Genomic DNA, 14,846 nt, shown 5'->3' on the forward strand with positions numbered 1-14,846 from the left:
CTAAAAAGGCTTAGTTCAGCTTCGCTTTTGAGAAATCGCTGCCCATCAGGCTTACGCTGTACCCGGTCACGTTGCTGCGGGTCGCGTAGAACGTTTTCCCGTTTGCGAGCGCAATCCACGGCGCCTGCTGATAGAAAATCTCCTGCGCCTGGCCATAGAGCTTCGCGCGCTCGGCCGGGCTGCTGGTCAGCTTCGCTTTTTGCACCAGAGCATCATAACCCTTATCGCACCAGCGCGCGGCGTTTGACCCGGTTTTAATGCTGTTGCAGCCCAGCAGCACATCGGCGAAGTTGTCCGGGTCACCGTTATCGGACATCCAGCCGAACAGCGCGGAGTCGTGCTCGCCTTTGCGCATCCCGGAGAGGTATTCGCCCCACTCGTAAGAGACGATTTTGACCTTCACGCCGACTTTCGCCCAGTCGCTCTGGATCATCTCCGCGATACGACGCGAGTTAGGGTTATACGGACGCTGAACCGGCATTGACCACAGCGTGACTTCTGCGCCCTTCTCCAGTCCGGCCTGCTTCAGCAGCGCTTTTGCTTTATCAGGATCGTAGCTGTAGTCCTGCAGATCTTTATTAAAGCCCAGCATATTTGGCGGGATCGGCGATTTTGCCACCGTACCGGAGCCCATAAAGACCGCATTAACGATAGCCTTCTTGTCGGTCGCGTAGTTCAGCGCTTGACGCACCAGCAGGTTATCGAACGGCTTTTTCTCGGTGTTAAACGCCAGATAGCCGACGTTCAGCGCATCGACAGAGTGCAGCGTCAGGTCTTTGTTCTTTTTAATCACGTCAAACTGAACCGGAGACGGCGCAGGAATAATCTGACACTCGTTGGTCTGTAATTTCGCCAGGCGGGTTTCCACGTTTGGCGTGATCGAGAAGATAAGATGTTTGGTCGGCACCTCGCCATCCCAGTAGTTCGGATTAGCGACGTAGCGGATCAGCGAGTCCACCTTGTACTGCTGGAGCACATAGGGCCCGGTGCCGATCGGCCAGGTATCTACGTTCTCAGGCGTGCCTTTTTTCAGCATCACATCGGCGTATTCGGCGGAAAGGATCGACGCGAAATCCATTCCCCAGTCGGCCAGGAACGCGGCGTTGGGTTCACTCAGGGTGAACTGGACGTGATAATCGTCGACCTTTTTAACGTCCTGAATCAGCTTATCGAGCCCGACATCGTTGAAGTATTCGTAGTTGCCCTGGGACACATTATGGTACGGGTGTTTAGGGTCTTTCTGACGCATCACCGAGAAAATAACGTCATCGGCGTTAAAGTCGCGCGTCGGCTTGAAGTATTTGTTGCTGTTGAACTTCACCCCTTTGCGCAGGGTAAAGGTATAGGTCTTGCCGTCCGGTGAAATCGTCCAGGATTCCGCCAGTGACGGTACCGGGGTATTTTTCACCGGGTCGAAATTGATCAGGCGGTTGTACAGAACCTGAGAGCTGGCCACGAACGACGGGCCGGAGCTGGCGATTTGCGGGTTGAACGACTCTGGCGATGCCTCGGAGCAGTAAATAAGGGTGTCGTTGTTTGCCGCCCATGCGGCACCGGCTGGTAAAAGAGCGCTCAGCGCAAGGGCGAGCAGCGTTTTCCCTGTAGACATAGTTATAACCCTGACAGTTTTATTATATAGGTCAGTAATAACAGCACAGCCCTTATCACCTGGCAAATAACGAAACACTATCAGGTTATTCTAAAGCCGCGTTTTTTGCCGGTTTTGCCGCCAGTGCAAAAATAGGTGATTTGCCTTAAGTGACGTTATTCGTCAAGCACAACCGTCACGATCTATGCCGCAAGAAATCGGCGCTTTTAGCGTCTCTTCCTCCGTTTGTTTGCTTCCTCGTTTCGTTAAAGTAACGGTGTGAAGAAGTATATGGGATCAAATCGTGGCAAAAACTCTTTTACGCAGCGGTAATCTGGATGATTTTCAGGCCGTTGGCGGCGGCGGACAGGCCGTTTTTGAATCAGCGTTACAAATCCGGGAAGCGCTTCGATTGCGCAAACAGCAGGCCATAGTGGACTGTCTGGCTATTCCTCAGGTCAACGACAGCGGCGACCGCGTGGACTGGTATTCCCCCGTTGAGGGAAGCGTCACCAGCTGGAAAGCGGCCAGTGAAGACGACCGCTATCGCGCCCTGCGCTATCTGGAAAACACGCTTGCCAGCGTTGAGTCGTTAAGCAAGAAATGCCTCCAGTCGCCCAAAACCGCGCAGCAGCTTTTCGGCTCGCTGCTGTCGAAAGCGTTTCAGTTTCCCGGCGAGAATTTTGTTTTCCTGGTCGCAGGAAAGCCGATTATTTGCTTCTGGGGTTTTGTAAACCTGAACGAAAATGCGCGCGACGATGTGCTCGACTGCCTGCGTGAAGCGTTGATCCCCGAGCCTGCCCCCGTTGTGATTGAAGAGCCCGAGCCAGAAACCGAGCCCGAACCGGCCATCACCTATGAAAAAGCAGACGAGCCGCTGATTGCGCCCGTCGCCGCCGTGCGTATTACGCCGGAAGAACTGTATGAGCCGGAGCCCGCGCCGGTTGTTGCGCAACCCGCTCAGGAACCTGCGCCTGTTGCCGTCACGAAAAAACGTCGCATTCCCCTGTGGACCCTGCCGGTTGCCGCCGTGATTGTGGCAGCCGTTGCCGCGCCGCTGCTGTGGCCAAAACAGGCCCCTTCGGCAGAGCCCGCTCCGGCACCGGCTCCTGAGCCCGTGGCTATTGCACCGCAGCCGATCAAAGCGGTAGAGCCGCTGGCTATGAATCTCCCCCTGCATCAGGCTGAGGTCGTCGCCAGTAAAGAAAAAGAACCCGCGCCTGCGCCTGAAGCCGCACCGGTGGTAATTGTTCCGATCCCGAAAGATGCCATGGTGATGGAAGCCGGTCAGGTGAAAGCCGGGTCGACGCGCTTCCTGAACGGTACCTGGCGCGCGGTTCTCGACGTGAAAGATCCGGTCACCGGCAAGCCGCCGTCAATGCGCTATCAAATCCAGAACAATAAAGGTTTCGCCCGCGTCGTGCACGGCGACAACATTGTCTGCCGCGCGGAGATTTTCTCCGGGCTGCACAGCAATGGCGAGCTGATGATTAAAAGTCGCGGCAATGCCCGCTGCACCGACGGTTCCCGCTATCCGATGCCGGAAGTCGCCTGTAAAGCCGGGGCCAGCGATATCGCAGAATGTCGCGCTCGCTACGATGCCAACACCGTCGTCCCACTGACGTTCAAGAAAGCAGGTGCCTGATCCTATGCTGGTAAATCTTTGCGACTATAAACAAAGCGTCACGCTTATTGCCAACAGCGGCGTGCAGTTCCTGGATTTCGGCCTGACGCCGCAGGACACCGCCAGCAACGGGCGCTTCGTACGTAAAACCGCGAACGGCCCCCTTTTGCGACTCGATTTCGACCTGGTGAACGGGCGCTATACCCTGCCGGGGACGAACGGCGGTCAGCCTGAAGTGGTTAAACCGGAAACCACCATTCCGCTGCATCAGTCCCTTGCCGTGCTGGACGGCGTCTGGCTTCCCGTGCCCTTCCTGCGCTTCAACCCGCCGCGGACCTTTGTGGAAGGACCGGATAACTGGGCGCGCGTTCAGGTGCGCAAGCTCGAGAAGCCCGACACGGCAGGCAACTCGCACCGCGTCACCCTCGCGCTCGACAGCCAGATCGCGGAGCATGCCACCTCCGCCCTGTCGCCGGTTGAAAACGATATTCTGAACGGAACCCGCTTTGCGCTGGCGTGGCGCGATAGTGAGGTAGAAAGCTTCCTCGACCAGACCTGGATTGACGGCTGGCTGCGCGAGGCATTTACCCAGTATGCCGACGGCGTGGAAAACCGCTCTGAACGCGACCTGCATCAGGCGATGCGCAGTTTTGAATATCAGGCCCACTGGCTCAATGTACTGACCATGCTCGGTGAACAGCTCACCGTGCCGGAAGTGAAATTTGTCACCCATACGCTCAGCACGCCTGCCATTCCTGTCGACCTGATCCTCGACGTGGGCAACACCCACACCTGCGGCGTCATTATCGAAGACCACGGTGATGCAAACGACGGGCTCCGGCAGACCGCCGAGCTGCAGGTTCGTTCGTTAAGCGAGCCGCAGTTCCTGAACGAGCCTCTCTTTACCAGCCGTCTTGAATTCTCCGAAGCGCGTTTTGGCAAACAGCACTTCTCGGTGGAAAGCGGTCGCGAAGATGCGTTTGTCTGGCCGTCGATTGTTCGCGTGGGCGATGAAGCCCGCAAGCTGGCGATGCAGCGCCTGGGAACCGAAGGTAACAGCGGCATCTCCAGCCCGCGCCGCTACCTGTGGGATGAAACGCCTGTCGTGCAGGACTGGCGCTTTAGCCAGATGAACGGCAAAACCCAGCGTGAACCGCTCGCCACGGCGTTTCCGCTGATGAACCTGATGAACGATGACGGTGAGCCGCTGTTTACGCTGCCGCAGGACGAGCGGCTGCCGGTCTTTTCGCCGCAGTACAGCCGCAGCACGCTGATGACGCACATGCTGTGCGAGCTGCTGGCGCAGGCGCTGGGCCAGATCAACAGCGTCGCCACCCGCCTGCGCCTGGGCTTCCCGGCCTCGCCGCGCCAGCTGCGCACCCTGATCCTGACCCTGCCCTCGGCCATGCCGAAGCAGGAGCGCGAGATTTTCCGTCGCCGCATGTTTGAAGCCATTGCCATCGTCTGGAAAGCGATGGGCTGGCACCCGCAGGATGAAGATTTTGCCACCCGCAAGCAGCAGGAAAAAAGCGTGGTGCCGGTCCCTGAGATCCAGATGGAGTGGGATGAAGCCAGCTGCGGTCAGCTGGTCTGGCTGTATAACGAAGCGATTTCCCGTTTTGGCGGCCAGACGGAAGCCTTTTTCGCCTCCCTCGCCCGCACGGATCGTGAACCTGAGCCAGGCGTGCAGCCGGGCCGCGCATTACGCGTCGCGTCTATCGACATCGGCGGTGGCACCACGGATATGGCAATAACCCACTACCAGCTTGATGACGGCTCCGGTAATAACGTCAAAATCACCCCGCAACTGCTGTTCCGCGAAGGGTTCAAGGTGGCGGGCGACGATACCCTGCTGGACGTGATTCAGCGCTATGTCCTGCCCGCCCTGCAAACGCAGCTGCAGAAATCCGGCATTGCGGACGCCTCACTGCTGATGGCGTCGCTGTTCGGCGACTCCGGGCGTATTGATACCCAGGCGGTACTGCGCCAGCAAACGGCGCTTCAGCTCTTTATGCCGATTGGCCACGCCATTCTTTCCGCGTGGGAAGCCAGCGACATTGACGATCCGCTGGTGGGCCTGCATGCCACCTTTGGCGAGCTCCTTGCGCAGAAACCAACCCGCAACGTGATGAACTATCTTCAGCAGGCAATCGATCATGCCCTGCCGGCGGGCTCAGAGGCGTTCGACCTGTTCGCCGTGCCGCTGCACGTGAACTTCCGCGAAATGCAGGATGCAATGCTGGCCGGTCAGTTTACGCTGACCTCGCCGCTTCACGCGGTGTGTGAAGCGATTTCCCATTACAGCTGCGATATTCTGCTCATCACCGGGCGCCCGGGCTGCCTGCCGGGCGTTCAGGCGCTGATTCGGCATCTGCAGCCGGTGCCGGTCAACCGCATCGTCTGGCTGGATAAATATCAGGTTCACGAGTGGTATCCCTTCAGCCAGCAGGGGCGCATAGGCAATCCGAAATCGACCGCCGCGGTGGGGGCCATGCTCTGCAGCCTGGCGCTCGATCTGCGTCTGCCGCGCTTTAACTTTAAGGCCGCGGACATTGGCGCGTATTCAACGGTGCGTTATCTCGGCGTGCTGGATAACACCGTCAACACCCTGCGCGAGGAGAACGTCTGGTATCAGGATATCGATCTCGATAAACCCGGCGCGAAGCTCGACGCGCGGCTGCACTTCCCGCTGCGCGGTAACGTCACCCTCGGTTTCCGCCAGCTGGCGAACGCGCGCTGGCCCGCCACGCCGCTTTACACGCTCAGTATCAACTCGGCTGAACTGGCAAAAGCGATTGCCGGCGACGGCGTGCTTAACGTGCGGCTTAAGCTCTGCGGCGGCAGCAAGCAGGAGGGCCCGGAGGCCTTCGAGCTCAGCGATGCCTGGCTGCAGGACGGCACGCCGGTTGCGCCTGACGCGTTAACCTTCAAACTGAATACCCTGGCCGATCGCCGACACAGCGGTAGCCACTACTGGATCGACAGCGGGAGCGTATACCTGAAATGACAGCGACCACGACCACCACTCAGGCCTTGATCGGGTGGATTAATGAGACGCGCCTGAACGCCCCTGTGCTGGATAACGATGCTGATGCCCTGCTTGCTCGCATCAACGCGGCGCAGGCGCGGGAGCAGGCCATTGAACGCGCCCTGACCCGCCGGAGCAGCATTGGGCTTTACGGCCATTCTCAGAGCGCCAAGGCGCACCTGCTGCTGTCGCTGTGCGGCAGCGGTAACGGGCGCCTGAACGTGATGCCGGGCCAGCGCACCTTTGACTATTTTTCGCATATTAACCCAGGGCATGCCCTGACCAACATGGCCGTGCGCTTCACCCGAGACACCCCGGAGGTAGCGGATGAGGCGTTTCCGCTGCGTCTGAGCCTGGTCACCGAGGCCGAACTGGTACAACTGTTTATTGCCCGCACGACGCTGCACCCGCAGATGCGTGCGGTGGATAAGGCGGTCATTGAGACGCGTCTGGAGAAATGGCGCGGCCTTCGCCAGCCGCAGAGCGTGCCCGGCATCACGGCGCAGGATGTGGGTGCGATTTCGCGTTTCTGGCAAAGCACGGTACCCGCCGCGAGACAGCAAATTGATGACGCCCTGTGGCATGAGTTTGCCCAGCTGGTGCCATCGCTCGATCTCAGCACCCGCGCCAGCGTCTGGTCGCTACTGTGGGGCGAGCAGCAGGAGTTAACCCAGCAGTGGCTGAAGCTTGCCCACGTGCTGCATCAGACCAGCCATGCGAGCGAGCTGGCTGCGCCGCTGAGCCTGCTGGTGGACAGCTTTGGTCTGCCTGGTGAAGGGTTCCTGACGCACGGTACCTTAACCCAGCAGGAAACTCAGGAGACGCTGCTTCATCCGCTGAACAACGGTGAAATGCTCAACGCCATCAGCATCCCGGTCGACGTGCTTGCTTTCCTTACCCGCGAGCTGGTCTTGCCGGTTGAGAATAGCGCGCTGGATAACGTTGATATCATTGATATTCCGGTCTTTGAAGACGGCAGTGCCGATCCTTTAGTACAGGCTAAATGCCAGTGGCTGCTTGAACATTACCGCCAGCAGCTCCTGCCGGATGTGCTGGTTATCTGCAACGCGACAGCGCGGCACGAGCAGACGGCCCAAAAAGCAAAAGTGTTAATTAACTGGATTAAAGAGACCCAGCCTGCTGAGGAGTCTGCCCTGCCGGGGCTGGTGTGGGCGATCACGCCGCATGACGCTCGTTTCACTACCCGACAGAATCTCGATGAAGCCGTACAGCATCTGCTGGGCAAGCCAGGCCTGCGCTGGGGAACTCTGCAGGCGCTGGACAGCCACAGCATGCAGCGCGTCATTGAGTGGTTGTCTCAGGCGACGCTCCCGGTACAGCGGCAGAAGCGCCTTGGCACGCTGAAAAACCTGCTGCGGCAGGAGATCGCGTCGCTGATGCAAAGCTATCTGGCGCCGCTGGTTGAGGAACCGGGTACTCGACGTGCTCAGGCCGAAAATATGGTGCGCACGCTGCAAAGCAGTGCCGCCCGTCACGGGGAGCTGCTTGAGGGCCTGCTGCCGCCGCTGAAAGCCTTTGAAACGCTGCTCGCCGTTCAGCAGCCGCGCGAGGAGCAAGTGAACGGGCTGTTCACGGACACCATCGATCTGTTCGCCGATAACGCCCAGGAAAGCGCAGGACGATCCCAGACAAAAGACAAAGCGCGCCTGGCGCACAGAGTATGGATAAATCATCTGCGCCAGTGGAGCCGCAATGAAGCTACCGCCGCCCGTCTTGGTCTGGAGCCCGCGGTGCTGCAGCAAATCGCGGATGTGCTGGTGGTAACCAGCTACCGGCTTAATCTGCCGCAACAGCTTCAGCAAATTGTCGACGCGGATAAAAGCAGCGCGGCGCAGCTGCATGCGGTGATAGGGAATTTCGTTGGCTGGCTGGGTTACGACCAGACCCCGTCAGCAGAACGCCCCGCAAGCCGCATTCGCAAAGGTCAGGCAATCTTTGTTACGCCCGTCGTCAGCAGTGCCGCACCGCGCCTGACGCGTCTGGGGGAGCAGCCTGTTCATGCGGCCACCGCGTACGTTTATGACTGGCTGGTTGCCCTCTATAACCGGGCAATCGAAAACATTGATTATCAGCACCCGCATGATGTTCAGCCTGACGCACGTCGGGCACTGCGGGCTTTAATCCTGTAGAGGCCTATCTTGCCGGGTAGCGCTGCGCTTACCCGGCCTGTATTCCGCGACGATAATCACGCCGCCATACACTCCGCTAACGCCTGCGCCAGTGCCGACGGGTTTTCCCACGACATGGAGTGCCCCGCCGCAGGGATGATTTTGACCTCAACGCCCTTCAGCTTCAGATTATCCACATCGTCATCCGGCAGTGAGAGCTCACCAAAAATCAACGTCACCGGGCAAGGCAGCGACAGAAATTGCGCTTCCCAGTCCGGCTCAACACCGGCGACCAGGCTTGATGCGCCGCGCCAGACGGCATAGGGTGCATTGCTTTGCAGGCACCCGGCCCAGGCGGTGGTCTCTTTGCGGAGCATGGCATTATAGCCCTGTGCCACAAACTGGTGTTCGGTTTGCGCCGCAATAGCGCGGCTAAACATCCCCCCACCGGCGTGAAAATTGGGCTCCGACACCATCAGTCCCTTCACGCGCGGTGCCAGCAGCCCCGCCGTTTCTATAGCAATGCTGCCGCCCATGCTGTGACCGTATAACCAGAAGGCATCCAGCTGAAGATGGTCAATCAACTCCGCCACGACGCGCGCCTGTTCAGTCGTTTTATAGCTGTAATGTTCAGGCTTATCGCTGTAACCGCTGCCGGGTAAATCGATGAGAATAGCTCTGCGCCCGTCAAACTGAGGGTCTCGGACGACGCGAGGATATTCATAGGAAGAGGCGCAGCCCAATCCGTGGATAAAGACTACGGGATCGCCAGAACCGGGCAAATCATGCCAGCGCACGGTGCAACCCGCATGATGCGAGTAAAAACTGTTCATAAGCACTCCTTTTACGATGCACTGTGTATTTATACAGCCATCGTAACTGGAATGCTATGTTCATCTTTCGAAATTGGAAGGATGCTTCAGAAAAGAGAAATCAGCAGCGCAACGGGGAAACTCATCGGCCAGGTCGACCCGACCAGAAACGCGCTAAGCAGGCGGATGCGCTTGCGGTCTTTAGAAAGGAACCAGGTAATCAATGCACAGATGGAAGCCATCACTGCGTAAAAAACCAACATCTTTTGATACAACGTCATTCTGTATACCAGAGCCGAAAAAATAACCGCACGCAATATGCGTCATATGTTGATACAGATCAAGTTTTTTCATTACATAATAACCACTTAAATATTACGGCTAATAACAACTGAGTATTTTGTATTACAAACAGGGGGAGCCACCCATTATCTTTATTGATAACATGCATATTAAATGCACTTTTTGATAAATTCTCTCTTCCGCAAAGGCGTCTAATAAAGGCAGACATACATGGGAGGCAATATGCTACGCATTCCGCAAAGCTGTATTCATACCCGCTCTACCCCTTTCTGGAATAAAGAAACCGCCCCCGCCGGGATCTTTCAGCGTCATCTCGACACGGATACCCGTCCGGGCGTTTATCCCCGCCTGTCCGTTATGCAGGGTGCCGTCCGCTACCTGGGTTATGCTGATGAACATGCCCCTGAGCCTGACAGCACACTGATTATCAGGGCCGGCCACTTCGGTGTTTTTCCCCCTGAGAAATGGCATCACATCGAGGTGATGAGCGACGACACGCTGTTCAATATTGAATTTTTCGTCGAACCAGAGGTGTTGAAGTCGCTTTAAGCGGCTTTTATTTACGAGGTAACCCTTATGCTAGGTATCCCTGAGAATTTTGTTCATACCCGCTCCACGCCATTCTGGAACAAAGACACCGCGCCAAAAGCCCTTTTCACCCACCATAATACGAAAGCCAGCGTATATGGCCGTTTGTCGGTGATGCAGGGTGCGGTGCGCTATTTTGGTTTCCCGAACGCTGACGCGACCGAACCGGATCTGGAGCTGGTGATTGAAGCCGGATCGTTTGGCATCTCGCCGCCAGAGAAATGGCACCGCATCGAGCTATTGACCGACGATACCTATTTCAATATCGACTTTTTTGCCGATCCTGACGTTACGCTTCAGGGTGCAGGCATCGGCAAAGTGGTCAATACACATAAGGAGTAATCGCGTGGGTAAAGCAACGTACACAGTGACCGTGACCAACAACAGCAACGGCGTCTCGGTGGATTATGAAACAGAGGCCCCCATGGAGTTGCTCATCCCCGACGTCGCCGCAGACGTGGTAAAAGATCTGGTGAATACCGTCCGCGCTTACGACACGGAAAATGAGCACGAGGTGTGTGGCTGGTAAAGCAAACGCCCGGCGATGCAGACCGCCGGGCATGATTTTCTAGTGTTTAATCATAACGTGCCGGACAACCGTATAATCCTCAAGCCCGTACACCGACATATCCTTTCCATAGCCAGACAATTTCATGCCGCCGTGCGGCATTTCGCTCACCAGCATAAAGTGGGTATTGACCCAGGTGCAGCCGTACTGCAGGCGCGCGCTCAGGCGATGGGCGCGTCCCACGTCTTTCGTCCAGACCGACGACGCCAGGCCGTACTGCGAATCGTTCGCCCAGGCCAGGACCTGCGCTTCATCGTCGAATTCGGTGACGCTCACCACCGGTCCAAACACTTCTCGCTGAACGATGGCATCGTCCTGTTTCGCCCCGGCCAGCAACGTTGGCTGGAAGTAGTAGCCCGCCCCCTCTCTTTTGCTCCCGCCCGTCACCACGCGGATATGGCCAAGGGCTTTCGCCTCATCGACGGCCTGACAGACGCGTGAAAGATGGGCAGCCGAGCTGAGCGGACCGAGTTCAGTAGATTCATCCTCCGGGGCACCCATTTTGAGGCTGGCGACCGCGGCACCGAGCTTTTCCACCAGCCGGGCATAGATCCCCTTCTGGGCATAGATACGGCAGGCCGCCGTACAGTCCTGCCCGGCATTGTAGAAACCAAACGTCCGCACGCCTTCTACAACCGCATCCAGGTCGGCGTCATCGAACACGATAACCGGCGCTTTACCGCCCAGCTCCATGTGGGTGCGCTTAATGGAGGACGCCGTGTGGCCGATGATATGCTCCCCGGTGGCAATCGAACCGGTCAGCGACACCATGCGCACTTTTTCATGTCCGGTGAGCGGGTCGCCCACCGTTTTTCCACGGCCAAACAGCACGTTGAGAACGCCAGCCGGGAAGACATCTTTCGCCAGCTCCGCCAGCTTCAACGCCGTTAGCGGCGTGATTTCAGACGGCTTGATGACCACACAGTTACCGGCCGCCAGCGCAGGCGCCAGCTTCCATGCCGCCATCATCAGCGGGTAATTCCACGGCGCGATAGAGGCAACCACGCCCACCGGGTCGCGGCGGATCATCGACGTGTGGCCGTCAAGATACTCACCCGCGGCCAGCCCGTTCAGGCAGCGGGCCGCCCCGGCGAAGAAACGGAAAACGTCGACCACTGCGGGAATTTCATCGCCCAGCGCACAGTGCAGCGGCTTGCCGCAGTTGAGGGATTCGAGCCGGGCAAACTCTTCGCCATGCGCTTCAATCGCATCCGCGAGCTTCAGCAGGCACTCGGCGCGGGTTTTCGGCGTCGTTTGTCCCCACGCCTCAAAAGCACGGTCGGCGGCCTGAACCGCCGCGTCGACCTGTGCCGCTGACGCTTCAGCAATCTCCAGCAGCACCTCTCCGGTGGCCGGGTTATAGACAGGCTGTTTCTCTCCCTCTCCGGCAACCAGTTCACCCTTTATCAGCAGATGTGTTTGCATAGCATTGTCCTGTTCAAATCAATGTTATTTCCCGCCGCCGGCGATGTTCTCGCCGTCGCGGGTTAGCCACCAGGCTCCCAGAATGGGGATGGTTGTTACCAGCATCACCAGCAGTGCAACGACGTTGGTGACCGGCACGTCGCGCGGACGGCCTAGCTGATTGAGCAACCACAGCGGTAACGTGCGTTCGTGTCCCGCCGTAAATGTTGTGACGATAATTTCGTCAAACGACAGGGCAAACGCCAGCATTCCCCCGGCCAGCAGCGCGGAGCCCAGGTTGGGCAGCACCACATAGAGGAAGGTTTGCCATCCGTCGGCCCCGAGATCCATCGACGCTTCCACCAGACTCCAGGAGGTGCGTCTGAACCGCGCAATCACGTTATTGAAGACCACCACCACGCAGAACGTCGCGTGCCCAACCACGATGGTGAAAAACCCCGGCTCAAGGTTGATTGTTTTGAACGCTGTCAGCAGCGCCAGGCCGGTGATGATCCCCGGCAACGCAATCGGCAGCAGCAGTAATAGCGAGATCGCGTTCTTGCCAAAAAACTCGCTTCGCCAGAGCGCCGCTGCAGCAAGCGTGCCAAGCACAAGGGCTATCGCGGTGGATAGCGCGGCAACCTGAAGTGACAACGTCACCGATTCGATGATATCGCCGCGCCCCGCCGCCGCAGTAAACCACTTCAGCGTCAGCCCCTGAGGCGGAAAGCTGTAGGCAGCATCTTCGGTATTAAAGGCATAGACTGCGATAATCAGCAGCGGGAAGTGCAGGAAGATGACGCCTCCCCACGCTGCCACTTTCAGGAACAGCGGTGCGCGTTCAGAGTGCATCGAATGCTCCCAGACGCTTCACGAACGCCAGATAGAGTGAAATCAGCACGATGGGAACCAGCGTGAACGCGGCGGCCATGGGCATATTGCCGATCGCCCCCTGCTGGGAGTAGACCATGTTACCAATGAAGTAGCCCGGCGGGCCGACCAGCTGAGGAACGATGAAATCCCCCAGCGTCAGGGAAAAGGTGAAGATTGAACCCGCGGCAATACCCGGTATAGCCAGCGGCAGAACGACATAGCGGAAGGTCTGGCGCGGGCGCGCGCCGAGATCGGCTGAGGCCTGCAGCAGCGAAGCCGGCAGACGTTCCAGCGCCGCCTGAACGGGCAGGATCATAAACGGCAGCCAGATATAGACGAAGACCAGAAACCGCCCCAGCCCGGAGGTGGATAAGGTGTTGCCGCCTACCGCGGGTAGCGTAAGGATCGAGGTCAGGAGCGGCTCCAGCCCCAGGTGATTGAGGAACCACTGTGCCACGCCGTCCTTCGCCAGCAGCAGCGTCCAGGCGTAGGCTTTGACGATGTAGCTCGCCCACATTGGCAGCATCACGGCGATATAGAAAAACGCTTTCCACTTGCCGCGGGTGTATCGCGCCATGTACCAGGCCATCGGGAACGCCAGAATTGCGCTGGCAATCGTCACCGCAATCGCCATCGTTAACGTGCGCAGGATGATGTCGTAGTTTGCCGGGTTGAAGAGCGCCAGAATGTTCGCCAGGGTCAGATCCGGCGTGACCGTCATGGTGAAATCGTCAAAGGTGTGAAAACCCTGCCACAAAAGGGTCAGCAGCGATCCTAAATAGACAATGCCAAACCACATCAGCGGTGCAAGCAGAAGCAGGAACAGTCCGAGCGACGGTTTACGCCAGAACAGTGACGTAATGCGGCTTATGCGGCCGCGCGGGGCGGGAGGGTGCGCGACACTCATAGCCATTTCACCTATCCTCCTGCAGGCGAATCATCGCCTCGCGCGACCACGACGCCGTGACGGCCTGCCCCGGCGCAATGCCGCTTAGCGGCGAGAAATCGCTGAGATTGGCCTGGCTCACCAGCAGTTTGGCACCGTCGGCGAGCCTGAGCTCAAGGCGCGTGGCAGCCCCCTGATACTGAACGGCCTGGACGACGCCCTGCACCTGAACCTCACCCCCCTCATTCAGGCGGATATGTTCCGGACGCAGGGAATAGCTGCCCTCCATGCCGCAGACTTTATGCGCAAGGCCTGCATCGAAGACGTTCGAGGTGCCGACAAAACCGGCGACAAACGGCGTGCGCGGGCGCATGTAGAGATCGCGCGGGGTATCGACCTGCTCGATGCGCCCGTTATTGAACACCGCCACCCGGTCCGACATGGAAAGGGCTTCCCCCTGATCGTGGGTGACGAAAATAAAGGTGATGCCGAGTTCCTGCTGAAGTTTCTTCAGCTCGAACTGCATCTGTTCCCGCAGCTTGAGATCGAGCGCGCCTAACGGCTCGTCGAGAAGCAGGACGCGCGGTTCATTCACCAGCGCCCGCGCGATGGCCACACGCTGGCGCTGGCCTCCGGAAAGCTGCGAAGGCTTGCGGGCGACGGCAAAGCTTAAGCCCACTTTTTCCAGCGCGTCGCGAGCCTGCGCGTGGCGTTTTTTCTTGTCGACGCCTTTCACCATCAGCCCGTAGGCGACGTTATCGAGGATCGACATATGCGGGAACAGCGCGTAATCCTGGAATACGGTGTTCACGTCCCGCTCCCACGGCGGCAGCGCGCTCGCCTCTTTGCCAAAGATAGATATCGTGCCGCCTGACAGCTGCTCAAAGCCGGCAATCAGACGCAGGCAGGTGGTTTTGCCGGAGCCCGAAGGCCCCAGCATGGAGAAGAATTCTCCGTCACGAACGGCAATGGTGACCCCATCCACCGCCCGCACGTCACCGTACAGACGGGAAACGTCATTAAACTCTACCGCGTACGTCATG

General features: G+C 58.4%; 13 protein-coding genes. 6 read left to right on the plus strand and 7 right to left on the minus strand.

Annotated features, from left to right (window positions below; genetic code table 11):
- Positions 1-10 precede the first annotated feature (10 nt).
- Positions 11-1,609: an ABC transporter substrate-binding protein gene (locus AC2FAJ_RS03725; RefSeq protein ID WP_485453833.1), complete on the minus strand. Its 1,599-nt coding sequence runs from the start codon at positions 1,607-1,609 to the stop codon at positions 11-13.
- Between the two features lie 283 nt (positions 1,610-1,892).
- On the opposite strand from AC2FAJ_RS03725, the gene AC2FAJ_RS03730 reads away from it, so the two are divergent.
- From AC2FAJ_RS03730 to AC2FAJ_RS03740, 3 genes are read left to right on the plus strand one after another with little or no spacing between them, the layout of a single operon-like run.
- Entirely contained in the window at positions 1,893-3,233 is a 1,341-nt protein-coding gene (locus AC2FAJ_RS03730; protein WP_485453834.1) for an SrfA family protein, read from the plus strand.
- Positions 3,234-3,237: 4 nt separating this feature from the next.
- Positions 3,238-6,219 carry a virulence factor SrfB gene (locus AC2FAJ_RS03735; RefSeq protein WP_485453835.1) on the plus strand — a complete coding sequence of 994 codons (2,982 nt, stop codon included), beginning with the start codon at positions 3,238-3,240 and terminating at the stop codon, positions 6,217-6,219.
- Positions 6,216-8,390, plus strand: a complete 2,175-nt coding sequence (locus tag AC2FAJ_RS03740; protein ID WP_485453836.1) for a virulence factor SrfC family protein — start codon at positions 6,216-6,218, stop codon at positions 8,388-8,390. Before AC2FAJ_RS03735 ends, AC2FAJ_RS03740 begins: the two co-directional genes overlap by 4 nt.
- A gap of 56 nt (positions 8,391-8,446) precedes the next feature.
- Here AC2FAJ_RS03740 and AC2FAJ_RS03745 read toward each other — a convergent pair whose 3' ends face one another.
- Both AC2FAJ_RS03745 and AC2FAJ_RS03750 read right to left on the minus strand, forming a co-directional pair.
- Positions 8,447-9,202, minus strand: coding sequence for an alpha/beta fold hydrolase (locus tag AC2FAJ_RS03745; protein WP_485453837.1), 756 nt, complete (start codon positions 9,200-9,202; stop codon positions 8,447-8,449).
- Between the two features lie 86 nt (positions 9,203-9,288).
- Positions 9,289-9,462, minus strand: coding sequence for a GhoT/OrtT family toxin (locus AC2FAJ_RS03750; RefSeq protein WP_014883956.1), 174 nt, complete (start codon positions 9,460-9,462; stop codon positions 9,289-9,291).
- A gap of 244 nt (positions 9,463-9,706) precedes the next feature.
- Between AC2FAJ_RS03750 and AC2FAJ_RS03755 the strand changes: the two genes are divergently transcribed.
- From AC2FAJ_RS03755 to AC2FAJ_RS03765, 3 genes are read left to right on the plus strand one after another with little or no spacing between them, the layout of a single operon-like run.
- Complete coding sequence (locus tag AC2FAJ_RS03755) at positions 9,707-10,033, plus strand: TehB family protein (RefSeq protein WP_485453838.1); 327 nt, start codon at positions 9,707-9,709, stop codon at positions 10,031-10,033.
- A 27-nt stretch (positions 10,034-10,060) separates the two neighbouring features.
- A complete protein-coding gene (locus tag AC2FAJ_RS03760) occupies positions 10,061-10,414 on the plus strand; it encodes a TehB family protein (RefSeq protein WP_485453839.1) in 354 nt (117 codons plus the stop codon).
- 4 nt (positions 10,415-10,418) lie between these two features.
- Positions 10,419-10,601, plus strand: coding sequence for a DUF1869 domain-containing protein (locus AC2FAJ_RS03765; RefSeq protein ID WP_003856955.1), 183 nt, complete (start codon positions 10,419-10,421; stop codon positions 10,599-10,601).
- A gap of 39 nt (positions 10,602-10,640) precedes the next feature.
- On the opposite strand, the gene patD is transcribed toward AC2FAJ_RS03765, so the two are convergent.
- From patD to AC2FAJ_RS03785, 4 genes are read right to left on the minus strand one after another with little or no spacing between them, the layout of a single operon-like run.
- Positions 10,641-12,065, minus strand: a complete 1,425-nt coding sequence (gene patD / locus AC2FAJ_RS03770) for an aminobutyraldehyde dehydrogenase (protein WP_485453840.1) — start codon at positions 12,063-12,065, stop codon at positions 10,641-10,643.
- A gap of 24 nt (positions 12,066-12,089) precedes the next feature.
- Positions 12,090-12,896, minus strand: coding sequence for an ABC transporter permease (locus AC2FAJ_RS03775; RefSeq protein ID WP_485453841.1), 807 nt, complete (start codon positions 12,894-12,896; stop codon positions 12,090-12,092).
- The gene (locus AC2FAJ_RS03780) at positions 12,886-13,830 is read right to left on the minus strand and encodes an ABC transporter permease (RefSeq protein ID WP_485453842.1); all 945 of its coding nucleotides are present in this window, start codon (positions 13,828-13,830) and stop codon (positions 12,886-12,888) included. The genes AC2FAJ_RS03775 and AC2FAJ_RS03780 overlap by 11 nt, the downstream gene beginning before the upstream one ends.
- Before the next feature lies 1 nt (position 13,831).
- Positions 13,832-14,845, minus strand: coding sequence for an ABC transporter ATP-binding protein (locus AC2FAJ_RS03785; RefSeq protein WP_062935685.1), 1,014 nt, complete (start codon positions 14,843-14,845; stop codon positions 13,832-13,834).
- Position 14,846: the final 1 nt, after the last annotated feature.

The sequence above is a fragment of the Enterobacter cloacae complex sp. 385G4 genome, from assembly GCF_057320665.1.